This window comes from Pseudomonas sp. GW460-12-10-14-TSB1, assembly GCF_017349775.1.
GTDB lineage: Bacteria > Pseudomonadota > Gammaproteobacteria > Pseudomonadales > Pseudomonadaceae > Aquipseudomonas > Aquipseudomonas piscium.
In genome coordinates this window covers 131,090-149,274 of the sequence record NZ_JACNAC010000007.1, presented here as the reverse complement: position 1 = coordinate 149,274, position 18,185 = coordinate 131,090, and the positions used below count along the sequence as shown (strand labels likewise).

Below are 18,185 nucleotides of genomic sequence, written 5' to 3'. Positions count from 1 at the left end.
GGTCGAACCGGCGCTGGCAAACCAGTCAAATGCCCGCGTGCGAAAAGCACGAAAAAGCGATTGGGAGCCAGCGCGCGAATAGCCCAGCATGACCCGGCGCCGGAACGACACTCAATTCAGACACCGGGGTATATCTGTTGGGGGCTCACAATATAGTTTGACACAGAGCCCAACGTAATTCGCGGCTTCCAGCGCTGGGACCTACCACTGCGAGCGAAACATAGTTTGACACAAACAGACGCCCACATCGAAAAAGGCGCTCCGCGGCGCGCAATATAGTTTGACACAACTAGCGACAAGCCCGCTCAAAGCTACCTCATCAATCCTGAAGGTTACCCGTAGCCGGCCTATTCGGAGTTTCCCTGGACAGGATATGGCCGGGGTTGACCTTCTCGGAGCTTCCCTTACTGCAGGAAGGGCACGACCAAAGCATCTGGTATCAATGCAATCGCCGCTACAGGGCTGCCAGAAAACTGAGGGTTCGGGCTTGTGACTTGCGTTGGAGCGCTCCAGGTGTGTCCATCTGACGAAGTTTGTTCATGAGTTTCTCCTTGAGTTTTTTGTAAATCCAAATACAACATGTGAAACTCCGGCTGAAGAGCCCGGATATCTGCCTTCTGGATTGATTTCCAATAGATGGATCATGCTGCTCTATAGCGAATCATAAAGACCTCCTTGTTTAGCTGAATGAATATGTCAGCATCGGCCAAGAATATAACTAGCCCTACCTCGTACAGTTGACCGATGTTCTGAAGGGCCTGCTCGGCCGACCATGATCCGTACGCCTACTTGAAGGACGTACTCACGCTCCCGCCCGCTTACCCAAGTACGCAGAGGCCACTTATCCGCCTCTTAAATGGTTGAAATAATTGTTAACTGCTGCACAACCAGTCATCTCCCGTCATGCAGCAGTAATACCAGCGTTAACCCATAAGAACGAAGTTCATAATCTCACCAGTAATGGGACTGGTGAGGGCCTGGGCGGGAGCATTTGCCGCAGCCTGGCCAGCCGCTTCGATGGCCATATTGCGGATATCTCCTGTGGTGGGCAGCCCGACGAAAGCCAATGCCCCATTGACGGCTGCTAGGGTGTCGTTTATTTCGGTGCCAGTTGAGGATTGGATCGTCGTAGTAGTAGCAGGTACATACACAACATTGGTCGTTGGCTGCGGGGAGGACCAGTTCGATCCGTCTGATGTCGAGGTGTAGTAGATCACACCAGGTGGATTCACGCTCGGAGTCGACCCCCAGGAAGGGCTGCTCATGAAGAACACGTAGAGCACTCCATTGAACTCGACGGGGTAGACGAACTGGGCAACAAAGTAAGGAACAACACCATTAGTCTGCGCCTGGAAGGTTGCCGTCGAGCCGATAGTGTTGAGGCCAGACCAAGTCGTGCCATCGTACGTACTGAAGGAAACTGGGAAGTTGGTATACGGGGTTCCCTTTCCGCTGCTGTCGCCGGTGTATCCACCCGTTTTGGTTACGTAGAACACATACAGCGTGTCATTGAAAACAATGGCTCGGGGCGGGGTTCCAGGATCAATACCATTAATCGTCTGGGGATCAGCCATTTGGATACCATGCCACTCGCTGATGATCGTCGATGAAATATTCGGCACGGGGTACTGAGTCCACGTGCCGTTGGCATAGGTGCAATATTGCAACGCGACTGCGTCTCCACCGACAGCTCCGGAGCTTCCTGCGGCTTGATAGAAAACATACGGTTGAGCTGTCCCACTCCCGGATGCAAAGGAAACGGCAGATGGGGATAGCGACATGAATCTATCGGCGTTGCTTCCCGCTGGGACAACCTCGTTGACGCTGCTCCAACTGCCTGAAGGGCTCATCGATGCGTAATATAAGAAGCCCGAGTGATTCGAACCCTGCCAGAAGACATATAGCTGGTTAGGATCGCTTGGAAAATCGAGGGGCGGCATAGCGACGACAGCCACGTTGTCATTAGTGTAGATGTCGCTACTGATTTGGCTGGGGCTCGACCATTGCAAACCATAAGCGCTATTGGTTGAAGAGGGGCTGGCGTATGTGCCATCGATGGTTGTGTATTGGATGTAACCGCCTGTGGCCGCAGGCCAGAAGACGTAAAGCAACTCGTCGCCCGAGGAGTCGGAGGAGGGGAATGTCGCCGCAATCGGCAGCACTGACGATGAGGGGGAAACACTGGCTGCAGCCGCTTCTGCGATTACAGTATTCCAACTCCAGCATTTCACATCGAAGGTGCGACTGAAGAACAGTTGGTTATCGGCGGTGATCGACCAGCCCTTGAAGGGTGAATAGTTGGAGGCATCTACGCCTTGGGTTACACACCACAGGTTGTTGTCAAAGGCTACGACCGACGGTCCTGTACTGCAGTTCATACGGCTGATCTGGGTGGCGGGTGCAAGCTTCATAGGAACCGTCTCCGCGGTCTGGGTAGTAACCTCGGGGAAGATATCGTAGTAAGTAGTCCCGTCATGCTGGTACATCAAATAGATTTGTCCATTCGCGACGCAGGCTAGAACCCCCTTGGTAGTCACGGTCAAGCTTGGACTGGTCTCAATTTGCCCCCACGTTGTGCCGTCGAGCGAGTAGCTACATTGTAGTGTGCCGGCGTCGTTACTGCCGGAACTCACCCAGAATAGGTACAATACGCCATTAAAAGTCACAATTGCCGGCGAGCAGGCGCTCGACACAGATGAAGCGCCAGGGATGTTCTGCGCACTCCCAGTCGCTATATTCGTGAGGTAGTTGATCGCCCCGCTGCCTGTATTGAAAAATACGTAGGGCGTACCATTAAACGTGACTGAAGCCGGAGAGTTAGCCATGGATATAAAGTTTCCATCACCGCTGAGGAAGCTGGAATTTTGCCCATAAGCGTCCCCAGCGTTATAGCCCACTGCTGCGATTGCTGGAGTGCCAAGGTCAACATTTTGAGCATCAGCAGTTGGCAATGGAACCTGCATGTAGGCCAGAGCCCCAGAGGTGTAGTTTAGTTCAGGAGAGCTTTCCAAGTATGTGCTGTTATAGAAAACGTAGATGTTGCCGTTAGCAATCGTTGCACTTGGAGCACCCGTCATCGCCGGGTAGTAGACATTATTAACGCCGCCATCGGAAGTGGTTTGATCCATGCAGAAAGCCCCCTCCATTAAACATCCTTGCGACGTACTCATGGGCATACATGTGCAATAGCCTATCTGTCCAGCGTTGGTGCCACTATTGTTGTGGTAGATATAGAGATACGAGACGCTGCTGAAAGAGTTGTAGTACATCATGGCGTTTGCCCAGCCATCGATGGTCTGGACCGTTGTGGTGCCAACCGGGGACCAAGACGAACTGCTTATATCATGAACGATATAGGCGAGTACTCCCGGGCTTGACGCTAATTGGAAGAAGATATTCAGTTTCCCGGAGCTCTGTAGCCAGTAGCTGGAAGGTGAATCGGTGATGAAGACGCCGGACACGGCCGCCTGCGTCCAGGACGTGCCGTCGGAACCTAAGAGGCAGTACATCAGCGGCACGCCACTACCGGAATCAATACCGCCGTAGAACACGAACAGTTGGTTGTTACCGGACGAGTCGGTGCATGCGCATGCCGATGGCGTTCCAGAAATGATGGCCGAAGAGGTCACTCCCTTCGGGACGATCTGAGTCGATGTTGACCACGTTCCAGTCGAACCGGAAAGGCAAGAGTAGAAAAGCGCACCGGAACTGCCTTCCCCCTGATAGAACACATATAGGTCGTTGTTATATACCGTGGCCGTGGGAGACCCAGTTAGTTGCACGCCGTTCACTGCATACGGTGTGCACCAACCCAAAGCATCACTATCAGTTACGTTCGGAGTAGATGTAGTGCAATAGAGCTTGCCGCTGGCGGTGTCCTGATAGAACAGATAGACCAAGCCATTGAAGTAGGCCAAGGCCGGCGATCCAGTGGCTGTGGTGCCGGAAATTGGGAGCGACGAGTTGGTAAAGGACCATTGTGTTGGTCCGCCGCTGCTCGCAAAAATTCCCTTCGCCGTGTTCACCGCCACAATACCAATCGAGCCAGTGCTTTCCGTAATTGGGAGTACCGCGGGCGAACCGGTGACGGAGGGAAATTCATTTCCCGGCTCTACGACGGCAGGCAGCGTAGCCCCCGGGGTCCACTGCCCATTTTCGTATACCGCATACTGAAATGCTGACGTAACGCCGGTCCAGTTGGAGTCAAACGAAGAATAGAATAGCCAGGGTTGAGGCGCTGAAAAACCCGGTAGGTCAACTGCAAGCAGAAACGCCCCGCCTGGTCCGACAACGTTGCCATCGCTCCCAGCTCCGAGTGGAGTAGCTTGCGAAGTACCTGTACTGTCACTCATGGATGATACAAATGCCGCCAATGACCCTAGGAGGGCAGTCTCATTGGGAATGTTGCCGGTTGGATAGACGTTGTTCAACCCATTAATTATGGAAGTGAAATAGATATCCGATGTAGATGCCATGCTGTTATTGAATGATTCGGGCGGAAATGTCGCTAGGGTTGAACCGTATCTATCATCCATTGTTTTGCCATTTGACAGTGTCGACGCTGAACTCCAGGAAGTCCCATCGAAGGATACGTAGCCAGTAGAGAAGCCTTGATATCCTGCTGGTCCATAGCTTTGATAGAATACATAGAGGAGTGGGTCGGGTGCACCCGGCGGGGTATGAACGATGGCGCTGGAAGATAATACACAAATAGTTGATCCGTTAGCGGAAACAACCGGAACTGTTACGGGAGAGCCAAACCCTCCCGCTGAGTCGGGATAAGCAATGTAGCTTGGCTGCTCACTATTTTCATCCACATAGAAAAGAAGTATCTGCTCTGTGTCAGACCCAGGCGCTGAATAAACAACTGGTGAGAGCTGTCCAGTCCCAATGTTTGGGCCAATACCATTGGGGGCGAGATCAGTCCATGTCTGTCCATCGGACGTTGTAACGCAGCCAATTTCCAAGCTTGACGAATAGGACTCGAAATTCGTGCCAGTCTTCGCATAAAACAGGTACAGTTGAGGAGCTTGCTCTCCGGGCGGAGTGAAGACAACAGGATATACACCCCAGGTACCACCCACGATATAACCATTTTGACAAACCATAGGGACGTTGATGATGGGGATTTGCGTTGGCTGAGACCAAGACCATGTTTGACTGCTAAAGATGTTGTAGTAAATAAGTCCGGTTTGCCCCTGGCTTCCCGGTTCGCCGCCATAGAACGCATAGACATTACCACCGAACATCACGGCCGAGATGGCGGTAGACGGTTGACTCGGTAGAGGACCGGTCATTGCGCAGAGCTGATCCGCACTGAGAATCCCGTATTGCCTGGCGCTATAATAAGGGTAACCTCCAACACCGTCGTCTGGGGTATACAACGACTGTCCCTGGAAGAAGCTGTACATCGTAGTTCCATTAACTACGAGCGAGGGAACTGAATATACATTCCCAATGCCAGGTATATCCGCATAAGGCGACCAGTATAGCTCTTGCTCAGTGTTGATTTGATTGATCCCGGTACTGACGGCATCACCCGTTACGTTTCCGAAAAAGTCAACGGCTATATCAGACCAACCTTTGTCATTTGTACCCAGCGCAATTCCGTAGTTGACTGCCCGCAGGATATTTTTGGTTGCTTTGTAGATAATAGGCATAAAAAGTTCCTTCTTTTAATCAATTGTGATTAATAGTCGATAGTTAAGTAATGTTGCTTCGGCAATCTAGCGTGCAGGCGAAAAGATCAAAGTGTTACGTCACCTTCAATCACAGAGTCTGCCTACCATGATCCGTACATCTACTTCCGGGGTGTACTTACCGTACCCACCCGTTACCACTCTCTTTGCGCATGATTGATGCGGTCCTCGACGAACACTGTTCAGAGGTCGATGAACAAGCCCATGTCCAATGCACTGATAATGCGAGGGCGTGCAGCCGTCTGAGCCCCAGTACACAGAGGCCACTTATTCGCAGTGCTGCGAATAAGCAGTGGCCAGCCGTATGTTGTATTGATTCTTTGCGTAATCGGGTCCGTTGTAGGCCGCTGCAAAAACGGCCCAGTCCTTCGTCCTCAACGCGTCGCGGAATGGAGGTCGATCGATGAACTGCACGAATGCCGCCAGCTGTTCATCTGCTCCCGCACGATGTGCTTCGGCGAAGTCGCGCACTGTCGAAAAGCCGCACGCGGGATAGTTGAAGCCCATCAGCTGGAACGTCCCCCAACTGGCGGACTCCAATGCCGCGTCGTGGTCCAGGGCCATAGCGGCATTAAGCCTGGCCCATTCTCCTTCCAGCGAACCGGCATACTTGGACTTGTCCCAGTGCGGATAACTCAGGTCGGGAGCAGTGGCATCGAAGTGCCCGCTCGTAAGTCGGTGAAAGATGTGCCCTTCGAAGAGCACCTTCGGTTCATTGGACGGCGGTGGAAGGAAGCCGGTGCCAGCCGACTCAACGCTGGCGACAGCCTGCAAGCAGGCGACTTCCACGCCAAGATTCCGTGCCGATGCGGCCCATGCCTGATCCGAGATAATTAGACTCATGCTTGTTTCCTCTAAGGTAGTGGTGCGGGTGAACTCGTGCTGTTGCCGCTGGAATCGCGCGGCGCAGTGGCAACAGGCAGATTGAGGGTGGCTGACGTCTGTGGAGTCCCCGAGGGTATTGACAGCGTGTACTGGGCCGGAGGCAGGTACACGGTCTTGTCGGGCAGGTTGAACTGATAGTGATGGAAGAGCGTGGCGCAGATCAGTCCTGCTCCCAGCACAACCAGAACGATGCCGGGAGAGGACGTGTTCAGCGCTACCTTCAATTGCGGTGTTTCTCCGCTGAGGGAGGTGGCTGGCTCTTGTAATCGACCAAGCACGAAGACCGCACCGACCAGACACAGCACCATTCCGGTCAAGAAGCCGAGGTTCAGCAACGAGGCCTGACGCAGAATCACCGCGTTGGTGGCCTGCTCTCTTGCTCGAAGCGTTTCACGCTCGAGAGTTACCAGGGCGTTCCATCGCATCAGCTCGGCCTTGGCTGCGCTTTCCAAGTCGTCAAGGGACGCCGATGCTTCCTCGACTTCAGGGGCAGTTTGCAGCTCGACGTGCATCAGGTGTATCTGGACGAAGCTACTCAGAAAGAACAGAAGCCCCATCACAGCAATGGCTCGAGTCATGAAGGGGAGGACCTTCAATTGCCATTGGTCGTTGGTCGTCGGCAGTGTTTCGATGGAAGCGTTCATGGTCCGTTTCTCTCCTCGCAATTGAGACGTTGCACTGCGAACCTCTCGGCGTGGTGTCATGCAGATAGCCAGCTGTAGCAGCTCCGTTGCTATCGACTTTCAGCCGCCTTTTCCCTTCACCTGAAGCCAGTGGATGACGGCATACCGCGGGGCGGTAATGAGCTCGCCAGAGGATTTGGTTCGACGATCAGGAGGCTAGTTCGAGCGTTTGGAACCTCGCTAGTACCAACGAGGTTTCCACTGCTCTCGTATGCTGAACCGCAGACATCGACGTCGGCGCCAACACTGCAAAACAGTGCGCCGGGATATCGACGTGGCGAACAAGTTGGGAAAGCCTTTGGTTCGGCGGGGGGACTTTCTTATCGTCTGACTTGCGGAGTCCCGTATTGTCGGTCGCTGAATCACCGCGGTACTCAAGGGGGGAGGACGAGGCCCAGGCGCTGGCACCAGAACACGGCTACAGACACCGAGTAAGTTCAGCGCCATTCAACGAGTGGTGCAACAGATTCACCGGATTGAGTCGTCGCTGATTGCTCGGCCCACGGAGCTGTAGAACGAGAACCAGCGATGGCTCGACTCGATGTGGCAGGGGGGAATTCAGTGCCAGAGCATTAGCTCAAGACTTCCGCCGCCTTGTGCCGTTCACCTGCGATGCCAAGACTGCGGCACAGGACATCACTGGCCAGTTGGATCGCCTGCTCACATCGCTTCAATGCCCATTCGAATGGGGCTTTCCATGCCTTGGCATAGGCATGCCAAGTAATTCCCAGGGTCTGAGCGCGAGCCAAATCTGAACAAGGGCGACGACCACGGCCCTGGCACTTTTGACAGGGCCCGGAACCTTCATGAACGAGCTGATACCCGGCTCCCTGACATGTCGAGCAAATCACCGCGGTACTCAATTCGCCCAACACACCACGAGTAAGGCGTTGATAGACTGAACTGGGAGAGGGCCATCGTTGTTCTTTTGCCTCTTCCATCGCGCTTCGATAGGAAGTAAGGCTACTTGCCGGGCTTGGCGAGCGATGCCTGAACGCGGTCAGCTCGAGCTCCGCTATGTCATGAGTCAGCTGGGTAGTTAAAGCCTGAATCGCACGCACCTTGCATTGGTCCAGAACTTGCCGCAACAACATTCGCTCTATATCTCGTTTGTTGTGGGAGGCGCTATCCGGCCACCAGACGTAGCAGAACAATTCTCGCGAAAACTCATCGTTGATCATTCTCAATGCGGCTGATACCTCTTGTGAGGAAAGTTCCGAATAGCCTCTCTGAATTACGCTCCATCCTGAACTGCTTTGACCCCTGCAGCACACTAAAGTACGACCGTCCATAGTCCTTCTCCATAGAAGTTACAGCGACTCGGATGTCGTCCTGCCGGGCTCACTCACCATGGCGTTCGATAGGTCTCCTCTCGAGCGCTAGACGAAGTCGTTACTGCGTAGGCAACCCGCTCAGGCACACATATGGACATCGTGCTGAGAGCAGTAAATGGGAGCCCCAAAAGAGTGATTTCAGGCCTCACGCCTGGTGAGCTCGCCAGAGGAACTGGTCCGACGGTGAGGACGCTAGTTCGGGGTTTTGGAACCTTGCCAGTACCAATGTGTGGGATCTGCGACCTCATGGACGTCGCAATCCGGGCGAGTCCAGTAAGCGCAAAGTTGTTGTTGATATTGACCGTGACCCGTTGTGCGCGATGACCACGCAGGCAGAAAGCGATGGGGGAGCAGGAAGCTCTTCCGATAATCGCCGACCTCGGTAATTGCAAGAGCTAGGGTGGTCTGTCCCGGGCTGAGTGGAGACTGACTCAAGGTGGAAAATGTCCACTGCAAGGAGCGTTCATGACCCAGACCAGAAGACGTTTCCCGAATCCTTCACCCTCGGCTTCGGCCTGGATGCCCACGTCTATTCCGGCTGGATGCTCGACAGCGGCGGTGGCCGGGCCGGCAAAGCGCGGCTGCTGGGAGTGGACAACGAGGGGCATCCCAAGGACCAGTTCAGCCGCGACGGGGCGCTGACTGTTAGCGCTGATGCGATTTTGACCAAGGCAGCTGATTTTAACTGACCCAAATGCAGCCTCTGATATCCCGCGAAGGTTATCGTTTGCAGAGTACTAGGCTACTACAGCTGAAAATCGAAGCGATGAATCCAGAACGAAGGATCGACCCGGAAAAGGAAAACCCCCGTAAATACGGGGGTTTAGGCCTTGTGTCAATCTATGTTGGCTTGTGTCAATCTTTATTATTTTGTGTCAATCTTTATTTTGAAAAGCCATCTGTACAACCGGGTTGTGGATAACTCACTCCACCGTCACGGACTTGGCCAGGTTGCGCGGCTGGTCGACGTCGGTGCCCTTGAGTACCGCCACGTAATACGACAGCAGTTGCAGCGGGATGGTGTAGAGGATCGGCGACAGGATGTCGTGGATATGCGGCATGTGGATAACATGCGTGCCCTCGCCGTTGGTCATGCCGGCTTTCTCATCGGCAAAGACGATCAGCTCGCCGCCACGGGCGCGGACTTCCTGCAGGTTGGACTTGAGCTTTTCCAGCAGTTCGTTGTTCGGCGCCACGGTGACCACCGGCATGTCGTTATCCACAAGGGCCAACGGACCGTGCTTGAGCTCGCCGGCCGGGTAGGCTTCGGCGTGGATGTAGGAGATTTCCTTGAGCTTGAGCGCCCCTTCCATCGCCACCGGGAATTGCGCGCCGCGACCGAGGAACAGGGTGTGGTGCTTCTCGGCGAACAGCTCGGCGGTTTTTTCCACTGTGCTGTCCATCGCCAGGGCTTCGCCCAGGCGGGTCGGCAAGCGCCGCAGTTCTTCCACCAGGGTGGCTTCGACGCCTTCGCCCAGGGTGCCGCGGACCTGGCCCAGGGACAGGGTCAGCAACAGCAGGCCAACCAACTGGGTGGTGAAGGCCTTGGTGGAGGCCACGCCGATTTCACGACCGGCCTGGGTCAGCAGGGTCAGGTCGGACTCACGCACCAGCGAGCTGATGCCGACGTTGCAGATTGCCAGGCTGGCGAGGAAGCCCAGTTCCTTGGCATTACGCAGGGCGGCCAGGGTGTCGGCGGTTTCGCCAGACTGGGAGATGGTCACGAACAGGGTGTCCGGCTGCACCACCACCTTGCGGTAGCGGAATTCGCTGGCCACTTCGACCTGGCACGGAATCCCGGCCAGTTCTTCCAGCCAGTAACGGGCAACCATGCCGGCGTGGTAGCTGGTACCGCAGGCGACGATCTGCACATTGCGCACTTTGGCGAACAGCTCGGCGGCCTGCGGACCGAAGGCCTGGACCAGCACCTGGTTCGGGCTCAGGCGGCCTTCGAGGGTGCGTTGCACCACGGCTGGCTGCTCGTGGATTTCCTTGAGCATGAAGTGGCGGAACTCGCCTTTCTCGGCGGCTTCGGCACCGTCGCGGTATTGCACGGCTTCGCGCTCGACCACTTTGCCGTCGACATCCCAGATCTGCACGCTGTCGCGGCGAATCTCGGCGATATCGCCCTCTTCCAGGTACATGAAGCGGTCGGTTACCTGACGCAGGGCCAGTTGGTCGGAAGCCAGGAAGTTCTCACCCAGGCCCAGGCCGATCACCAGCGGGCTGCCACTGCGGGCGGCGACCAGGCGATCCGGCTGGCTGGCGCTGATCACGGCCAGGCCATAGGCGCCGTGCAGCTCTTTGACGGTGGCTTTCAGGGCCAGGGTCAGGTCGCCCAGGTCCTTGAGCTTGTGGTCCAGCAGGTGGGCGATGACTTCGGTGTCGGTGTCCGAGGTGAACACGTAGCCCATGCCTTTGAGCTGCTCACGCAGGGCTTCATGGTTCTCGATGATGCCGTTGTGCACCACTGCCAGGTCACCAGAGAAATGCGGGTGGGCGTTGCGTTCGCACGGCGCGCCGTGAGTGGCCCAGCGGGTGTGGGCGATGCCCAGGCGACCGACCAGCGGCTCGCCGGCCAGGGCCTGCTCCAGCTCGCTGACCTTGCCCGGACGACGCATGCGCTCGAGCTTGCCATCGTTGGTCAGGACCGCCACCCCGGCGCTGTCGTAGCCGCGGTATTCGAGACGCTTGAGGCCTTCGAGCAGGATGGCCGTGATATTCCGTTCAGCAACGGCGCCAACAATTCCACACATGGTTTCTCTCCTAGATGACTGCCGCGCAAATCAGCGTGATGCCGCGGGCTTGAATCTGGTCGCGGGCCTCTGCAGGCAGGCGATCATCGGTAATAAGTGTATGGACGCTGCTCCAGGGCAGCTCCAGGTTGGGAATCTTGCGACCGATCTTGTCGGCCTCGACCATCACCACCACTTCCCGCGCCACCTCGGCCATCACCCGGCTCAGGCCGAGCAACTCGTTGAAGGTGGTGGTCCCGCGCACCAGATCGATGCCGTCGGCACCGATAAACAGCTGGTCGAAGTCGTAGGAACGCAATACCTGCTCGGCGACCTGCCCCTGGAACGACTCGGAATGCGGGTCCCAGGTGCCGCCGGTCATCAACAGCACCGGCTCGTGCTCCAGTTCGCTCAGGGCATTGGCCACATGCAGCGAGTTGGTCATGACCACCAGGCCCGGCTGCTGGCCGAGTTCGGGGATCATCGCCGCGGTGGTACTGCCGCTGTCGATGATGATGCGTGCGTGTTCGCGAATCCGCGCCACCGCCGCGCGGGCGATGGCCTGTTTGTAGCGGGAGACCGGCTGGCCGATATCGCCAACCAGTTCCTGCGGCATGGTGATGGCGCCGCCGTAGCGTCGCAGCAACAGGCCGTTACTCTCCAGGGCCGCCAGGTCCTTACGGATCGTAACTTCCGAAGTTTCGAAGCGTTTAGCCAGCTCGTCCACACTCACTTCACCCTGTTCATTGAGCAAGGCGAGAATATTGTGGCGTCGTTGGGGTGTGTTGCGTTTCGACATGAGCACTTAAGTTTCGATTCGAAAGATAACGGAAGCAATCAAAACCTATTGCCGGAAATTCGTCAAGCGAGGGAAATGAAAAAATGCTGTGGATAACAGACTGAAGGAATTATCCACAGGGATGGCGCTTCACGGCTACAGGAGGATGGGTATCAATCCTGTAGCCGCGAGTTTGCTCACGATAGGTAGAGTGAATAGCACCGACCTTGCATCGGACTGTGGATAACTCAGCTCTTCTTGATTTTCACCGGGCGTTTCCAGCCATCGATGTTCTTCTGCCGGGCACGGGCCACGGCCAACTGGGCTTTTTCCACAGTCTGGTTGATGGTGGAACCAGCCGCCGTGGTCGCGCCATCCTGGATATCCACAGGTGCCACCAACGAGTTGTTGGAGCCGATGAATACATCTTCGCCCAGCACCGTCCGATGCTTGTTGGCGCCATCGTAGTTGCAGGTGATGGTGCCGGCGCCGATATTGCTGCGCGCACCGATCTCGGCATCGCCCAGGTAGGCCAGGTGACCGGCCTTGGCGCCCTCGCCCATGCGTGCATTCTTCAACTCGACAAAGTTACCCACATGGGCACGGGCTTCGAGAACGGTGCCCTGACGCAGACGGGCAAACGGGCCGGCATCGCTGCCTTCGCCCAGTAACGCACCTTCGATGTGGCTGTTGGCCTTGATCACCACGCCCTTGCGCAAGGTACTGTCCTTGATCACGCAGTTCGGCCCGATCACTACGTCATCCTCAATGACCACGCGACCCTCGAGAATCACGTTGATGTCGATCAGCACGTCGCGACCGACGCTGACTTCGCCGCGCACGTCGAAACGCGCGGGATCGCGCAGGGTCACGCCCTGAGCCATCAGGCGGCGGGCCGCCCGCAGCTGGTAATGACGCTCCAGCTCGGCCAGCTGCTTGCGATCGTTGGCACCCTGCACTTCCATGGCATCGTGGGGTTGCTCGGTGGCCACCGCCAGGCCATCGCTGACCGCCATGGCGATCACGTCGGTCAGGTAATACTCGCCCTGGGCGTTGTTGTTCGACAGCCGGCTCATCCAGTCGCCCAGGCGATTGGCCGGTACCGCGAGAATGCCGGTGTTGCCTTCGGTGATCGCGCGCTGGGCTTCGTTGGTGTCCTTCTGCTCGACAATGGCGGCTACCTTGCCAGCAGCGTCACGCACGATGCGACCGTAACCGGTCGGATCGGCCAGCTCGACGGTCAGCAGGCCCAGTTGCTCAGGGCCTGCCTGCTTGAGCAGGCGTTGCAGGGTTTCCACCTCGATCAGCGGCACATCGCCGTACAGGATCAGCACGGTGTCGGCGGTGATGAAAGGCACGGCCTGGGCCACGGCATGGCCAGTACCAAGCTGCTTGTCCTGCAGTACGAAATTCAGGTCATCCGCCGCCAGGCGCTCACGCACCGCATCGGCGCCATGACCGATGACGACATGAATGCGTTGTGGATCGAGTTGCCGGGCGCTGTGGATAACATGCCCAAGCATGGAATTGCCCGCCACCGGGTGCAGTACCTTAGGCAACGACGAACGCATGCGGGTGCCTTGACCGGCAGCGAGAATAACGATTTCGAGAGACATGACTGGCTACCAATCCTGGGTGGTCGGCGGCTGCGACCAAGAGGTGAATTACAAAAAAGAAAAAAGGGTAGCCGAGGCTACCCTTTTTAATCAATCACGCGGAAATCCCGCGGCTTAGCCGCCGAACTTCTTGCGGATCTGCTGGACGGTGCGCAGCTGGGCTGCGGCCTCGGCCAGACGTGCTGCAGCGGCACCGTAGTCGAACTCCGAGCCTTTTTCATGCAAGGCCTTCTCGGCAGCCTTGACGGCTTCCTGAGCGGAGGCTTCGTCCAGGTCGGCAGCACGCTGCACGGTGTCGGCAAGAACCTTGACCATGTTCGGCTGAACCTCGAGGAAACCACCGGAGATGTAAAACACCTCGGTTTCCCCGCCCTGTTTGATCAAGCGGATCGGACCTGGTTTCAGGTTAGTGATCAGCGGAGCGTGACCCAGGGCGATACCAAGATCCCCCAGCTCACCGTGTGCGATCACCATCTCGACCAGACCGGAGAAGATTTCTCCTTCCGCGCTGACGATATCGCAATGGACTGTCATAGCCATCTGCTTGCCTCAACCTAAATTAGCGCCCGTTGCCGGGCGCCGGGATTACAGTTTCTTGGCTTTCTCGATCGCTTCTTCGATGCCGCCGACCATGTAGAACGCTTGTTCTGGCAGGTGGTCGTAGTCACCGTTGAGGATGCCTTTGAAGCCAGCGATGGTGTCTTTCAGGGAAACGTATTTGCCTGGAGAACCAGTGAAGACTTCAGCCACGAAGAACGGCTGCGACAGGAAGCGCTGGATCTTACGAGCGCGGGATACCAGTTGCTTGTCGGCTTCGGACAGTTCGTCCATACCCAGGATCGCAATGATGTCCTTCAGCTCTTTGTAGCGCTGCAGCACGTACTGAACGCCGCGAGCGGTTTCGTAGTGCTCGTTGCCGATCACGTTCGGGTCCAGCTGACGGGAAGTCGAGTCCAGTGGGTCCACCGCTGGGTAGATACCCAGGGAAGCGATGTCACGGGACAGTACGACGGTGGCGTCCAAGTGGGCGAAGGTGGTCGCTGGCGACGGGTCGGTCAAGTCGTCCGCAGGTACGTATACCGCTTGGATCGAGGTGATCGAGCCTTGCTTGGTCGAAGTGATACGTTCTTGCAGAACGCCCATCTCTTCAGCCAGGGTCGGCTGGTAACCTACTGCGGAAGGCATACGGCCCAGCAGTGCGGATACTTCGGTACCGGCCAGGGTGTAACGATAGATGTTGTCGACGAACAGCAGAACGTCGTTACCTTCGTCACGGAACTTCTCGGCCATGGTCAGGCCGGTCAGAGCTACGCGCAGACGGTTTCCCGGCGGCTCGTTCATCTGGCCGTATACCAGTGCCACTTTGTCCAGAACGTTGGAATCCTTCATCTCGTGGTAGAAGTCGTTACCCTCACGAGTACGCTCACCCACACCGGCGAACACGGAATAACCGCTGTGCTCGATGGCGATGTTACGGATCAGTTCCATCATGTTTACGGTTTTGCCCACACCGGCACCACCGAACAGACCGACTTTACCGCCCTTGGCGAACGGGCAAACCAGGTCGATAACCTTGATGCCGGTTTCCAGGAGGTCGTTGCCGCCAGCTTGTTCAGCGAAGGTCGGCGCAGGACGGTGAATGCCCCAACGCTCTTCTTCGCCGATCGGGCCAGCTTCGTCGATCGGGTTGCCCAGTACGTCCATGATCCGGCCCAGGGTCGCTTTACCGACCGGTACGGAAATGGCTGCGCCAGTGTTGTTGACGTCCAGACCGCGCTTCAAGCCCTCGGTGGAGCCCATCGCAATGGTACGTACCACGCCGTCGCCCAGCTGCTGCTGAACTTCCAGAGTGGTTTCGGCGCCTTGAACCTTCAAGGCGTCGTAGATGCTCGGTACGCTGTCGCGTGGAAATTCCACGTCGATAACGGCGCCGATGATTTGAACGATACGTCCGCTACTCATAGCTGGATCCTCTGAATATTTGAACCGTTAAACCGCGGCAGCGCCGCCGACGATTTCCGAGATCTCTTGGGTGATCGCAGCCTGACGCGCCTTGTTGTAGATCAGCTGCAAATCGCTGATCAAATCACCGGCGTTGTCGGTAGCGTTCTTCATCGCGATCATCCGCGCAGCTTGTTCAGCCGCGTTGTTCTCGACCACCGCCTGGTAGACCTGCGACTCCACGTAGCGAACCATCAAGCCGTCAAGCAGCTCTTTGGCGTCCGGTTCGTAGAGATAGTCCCAGTGGTGCTTGAGTTCTTGATCCGGGGTTGCCACCAGCGGAATCAACTGCTCCACCGTAGGCTGTTGCGTCATGGTGTTGATGAACTTGTTGGACACCACGGACAGGCGGTCAATCCGGCCGTCCAGGTAGGCATCCAGCATCACCTTGACGCTGCCGATCAGATCATTGATCGACGGCTCTTCACCCAGGTGGCTGATTGCAGCGACGACGTTACCGCCGAAGTTACGGAAGAAAGCCGCACCTTTGCTGCCAACCACGCACAGATCGATCTCGACGCCATTTTCGCGGTTTACCGCCATGTCCTTGACCAAAGCCTTGAACAGGTTGGTATTCAAACCACCGCACAGACCACGGTCACTGCTCACCACGATATAACCGGCGCGCTTGATTGCACGGTCGATCATGAACGGGTGGCGATATTCCGGGTTGGCGTTGGCCAGATGACCAATAACCTGGCGGATGCGCTCCGCGTAAGGACGGCTAGCAGCCATGCGCATTTGTGCCTTGCGCATTTTGCTGACCGCCACTTTTTCCATGGCGCTGGTAATCTTTTGCGTGCTTTTGATGCTCGCAATCTTACTGCGAATCTCTTTTGCGCCTGCCATGTAACACCTATCAGGTTAGCAAGCGGGAGCCTCGCGGCCCCCGCTGCGGCTTACCAGGTTTGGGTGGCCTTGAACTTCTCGATACCGGCTTTCAGGCCAGCGTCGATTTCGTCATTGAAGTCACCCTTCACGTTGATCTTCGCCATCAAATCGGCGTGATCGCGGTTGAAGTAAGCAATCAGCGCTTGTTCGAAGCTGCCGATCTTGGCGATTTCGACGTCAGTCAGGAACCCACGTTCAGCGGCATACAGCGACAGCGACATGTCAGCGATGGACATAGGCGCGTATTGCTTCTGCTTCATCAGCTCGGTAACGCGCTGACCGTGTTCAAGTTGCTTACGGGTCGCTTCGTCCAGGTCAGAAGCGAACTGGGCGAATGCCGCCAGTTCACGGTACTGAGCCAGAGCGGTACGGATACCACCGGACAGCTTCTTGATGATCTTGGTCTGAGCGGCACCACCTACACGGGATACCGAAACACCGGCGTTCACTGCCGGACGGATGCCGGAGTTGAACATGGCCGATTCCAGGAAGATCTGACCGTCGGTGATGGAAATCACGTTGGTCGGAACGAACGCGGAAACGTCGCCAGCCTGGGTTTCGATGATCGGCAGTGCGGTCAGGGAACCGGTCTTGCCAGTTACCGCGCCGTTGGTGAACTTCTCTACGTACTCTTCCGAAACGCGGGATGCGCGCTCCAGCAGACGGGAGTGGAGATAGAACACGTCGCCTGGGTAAGCTTCACGGCCTGGTGGACGGCGCAGCAGCAGGGAAATCTGGCGGTAAGCCACTGCTTGCTTGGACAGATCGTCATAAACGATCAGCGCGTCTTCACCGCGGTCACGGAAGAATTCGCCCATGGTGCAACCGGAGTACGGTGCCAGGAATTGCAGGGCAGCGGATTCGGAAGCACTGGCAGCCACGATGATGGTGTTGGCCAGAGCGCCGTTTTCTTCCAGCTTGCGAACAACGTTGGCGATGGTCGATTGTTTCTGACCGATAGCCACGTATACGCAGAAGATGCCGCTGTCTTTCTGGTTGATGATCGCGTCGATCGCCAGAGCGGTCTTACCGATCTGACGGTCACCGATGATCAGCTCACGCTGGCCACGGCCGACTGGGATCATGGCATCGACAGCCTTGTAGCCAGTCTGTACAGGCTGGTCTACCGACTTACGCCAGATCACGCCTGGAGCAACTTTCTCGACCGCGTCGGTCTCGGTGTTGTTCAGCGGACCTTTGCCGTCAACTGGGTTACCCAGTGCGTCGACTACGCGACCCAGCAGTTCCTTACCAACCGGAACTTCGAGGATGCGGCCGGTGCACTTGGCGCTCATGCCTTCAGCCAGAGTCGTGTATGCGCCCAGTACAACGGCACCTACGGAGTCTTGCTCGAGGTTGAGTGCCATACCGTAGACACCGCCCGGAAACTCGATCATCTCGCCGTACATGACGTCGGCCAGACCGTGAATCCGCACGATACCGTCAGAAACGCTGACGACAGTGCCTTCGTTACGGGCTTGAGAGGTCACATCGAGCTTTTCGATGCGGCCCTTGATAATTTCACTTATTTCGGAAGGATTGAGTTGCTGCATTGCTCTGCTG

The 18,185-nt window shown here is 56.7% G+C and carries 11 protein-coding genes and 1 pseudogene; 1 reads left to right on the top strand and 11 read right to left on the bottom strand.

Features of this window, described 5'->3' with window-relative positions:
* Nucleotides 1-923: 923 nt before the first annotated feature.
* The 4 genes from J4D52_RS07295 to J4D52_RS07280 all read right to left on the bottom strand — a co-directional run bounded on the left by J4D52_RS07295 (nucleotide 924) and on the right by J4D52_RS07280 (nucleotide 8,559).
* On the bottom strand, nucleotides 924-5,660 hold the full coding sequence (locus J4D52_RS07295; protein WP_124303807.1) for a hypothetical protein: 4,737 nt from the start codon (nucleotides 5,658-5,660) through the stop codon (nucleotides 924-926).
* Nucleotides 5,661-5,966: 306 nt separating this feature from the next.
* The gene (locus tag J4D52_RS07290) at nucleotides 5,967-6,542 is read right to left on the bottom strand and encodes an N-acetylmuramidase family protein (RefSeq protein WP_063433495.1); all 576 of its coding nucleotides are present in this window, start codon (nucleotides 6,540-6,542) and stop codon (nucleotides 5,967-5,969) included.
* A gap of 11 nt (nucleotides 6,543-6,553) precedes the next feature.
* On the bottom strand, nucleotides 6,554-7,228 hold the full coding sequence (locus J4D52_RS07285; protein ID WP_063433497.1) for a hypothetical protein: 675 nt from the start codon (nucleotides 7,226-7,228) through the stop codon (nucleotides 6,554-6,556).
* A gap of 611 nt (nucleotides 7,229-7,839) precedes the next feature.
* A complete protein-coding gene (locus J4D52_RS07280) occupies nucleotides 7,840-8,559 on the bottom strand; it encodes a hypothetical protein (protein WP_124303809.1) in 720 nt (239 codons plus the stop codon).
* A gap of 542 nt (nucleotides 8,560-9,101) precedes the next feature.
* Between J4D52_RS07280 and J4D52_RS07275 the strand changes: the two are divergent.
* Nucleotides 9,102-9,242 (top strand): annotated as a pseudogene (locus J4D52_RS07275) (OprD family outer membrane porin); the annotation flags it as partial.
* A 282-nt stretch (nucleotides 9,243-9,524) separates the two neighbouring features.
* Here J4D52_RS07275 and glmS read toward each other — a convergent pair.
* The 7 genes from glmS to atpA form a co-directional block, all read right to left on the bottom strand.
* A complete protein-coding gene (glmS, locus tag J4D52_RS07270) occupies nucleotides 9,525-11,357 on the bottom strand; it encodes a glutamine--fructose-6-phosphate transaminase (isomerizing) (protein ID WP_102676303.1) in 1,833 nt (610 codons plus the stop codon).
* A 10-nt stretch (nucleotides 11,358-11,367) separates the two neighbouring features.
* Complete coding sequence (locus tag J4D52_RS07265; RefSeq protein WP_007924514.1) at nucleotides 11,368-12,135, bottom strand: DeoR/GlpR family DNA-binding transcription regulator; 768 nt, start codon at nucleotides 12,133-12,135, stop codon at nucleotides 11,368-11,370.
* Between the two features lie 227 nt (nucleotides 12,136-12,362).
* Nucleotides 12,363-13,730, bottom strand: coding sequence for a bifunctional UDP-N-acetylglucosamine diphosphorylase/glucosamine-1-phosphate N-acetyltransferase GlmU (gene glmU / locus J4D52_RS07260; RefSeq protein WP_063433529.1), 1,368 nt, complete (start codon nucleotides 13,728-13,730; stop codon nucleotides 12,363-12,365).
* A gap of 114 nt (nucleotides 13,731-13,844) precedes the next feature.
* Nucleotides 13,845-14,270 carry a F0F1 ATP synthase subunit epsilon gene (locus J4D52_RS07255; protein ID WP_009051696.1) on the bottom strand — a complete coding sequence of 142 codons (426 nt, stop codon included), beginning with the start codon at nucleotides 14,268-14,270 and terminating at the stop codon, nucleotides 13,845-13,847.
* A gap of 45 nt (nucleotides 14,271-14,315) precedes the next feature.
* Nucleotides 14,316-15,692 (bottom strand): F0F1 ATP synthase subunit beta, encoded by a 1,377-nt coding sequence (gene atpD, locus J4D52_RS07250; RefSeq protein ID WP_009041461.1) that lies wholly within the window; start codon nucleotides 15,690-15,692, stop codon nucleotides 14,316-14,318.
* Nucleotides 15,693-15,719: 27 nt separating this feature from the next.
* The gene (gene atpG / locus J4D52_RS07245) at nucleotides 15,720-16,580 is read right to left on the bottom strand and encodes a F0F1 ATP synthase subunit gamma (protein WP_025806880.1); all 861 of its coding nucleotides are present in this window, start codon (nucleotides 16,578-16,580) and stop codon (nucleotides 15,720-15,722) included.
* A 50-nt stretch (nucleotides 16,581-16,630) separates the two neighbouring features.
* The gene (gene atpA, locus J4D52_RS07240) at nucleotides 16,631-18,175 is read right to left on the bottom strand and encodes a F0F1 ATP synthase subunit alpha (protein ID WP_007924506.1); all 1,545 of its coding nucleotides are present in this window, start codon (nucleotides 18,173-18,175) and stop codon (nucleotides 16,631-16,633) included.
* Nucleotides 18,176-18,185 lie beyond the last annotated feature (10 nt).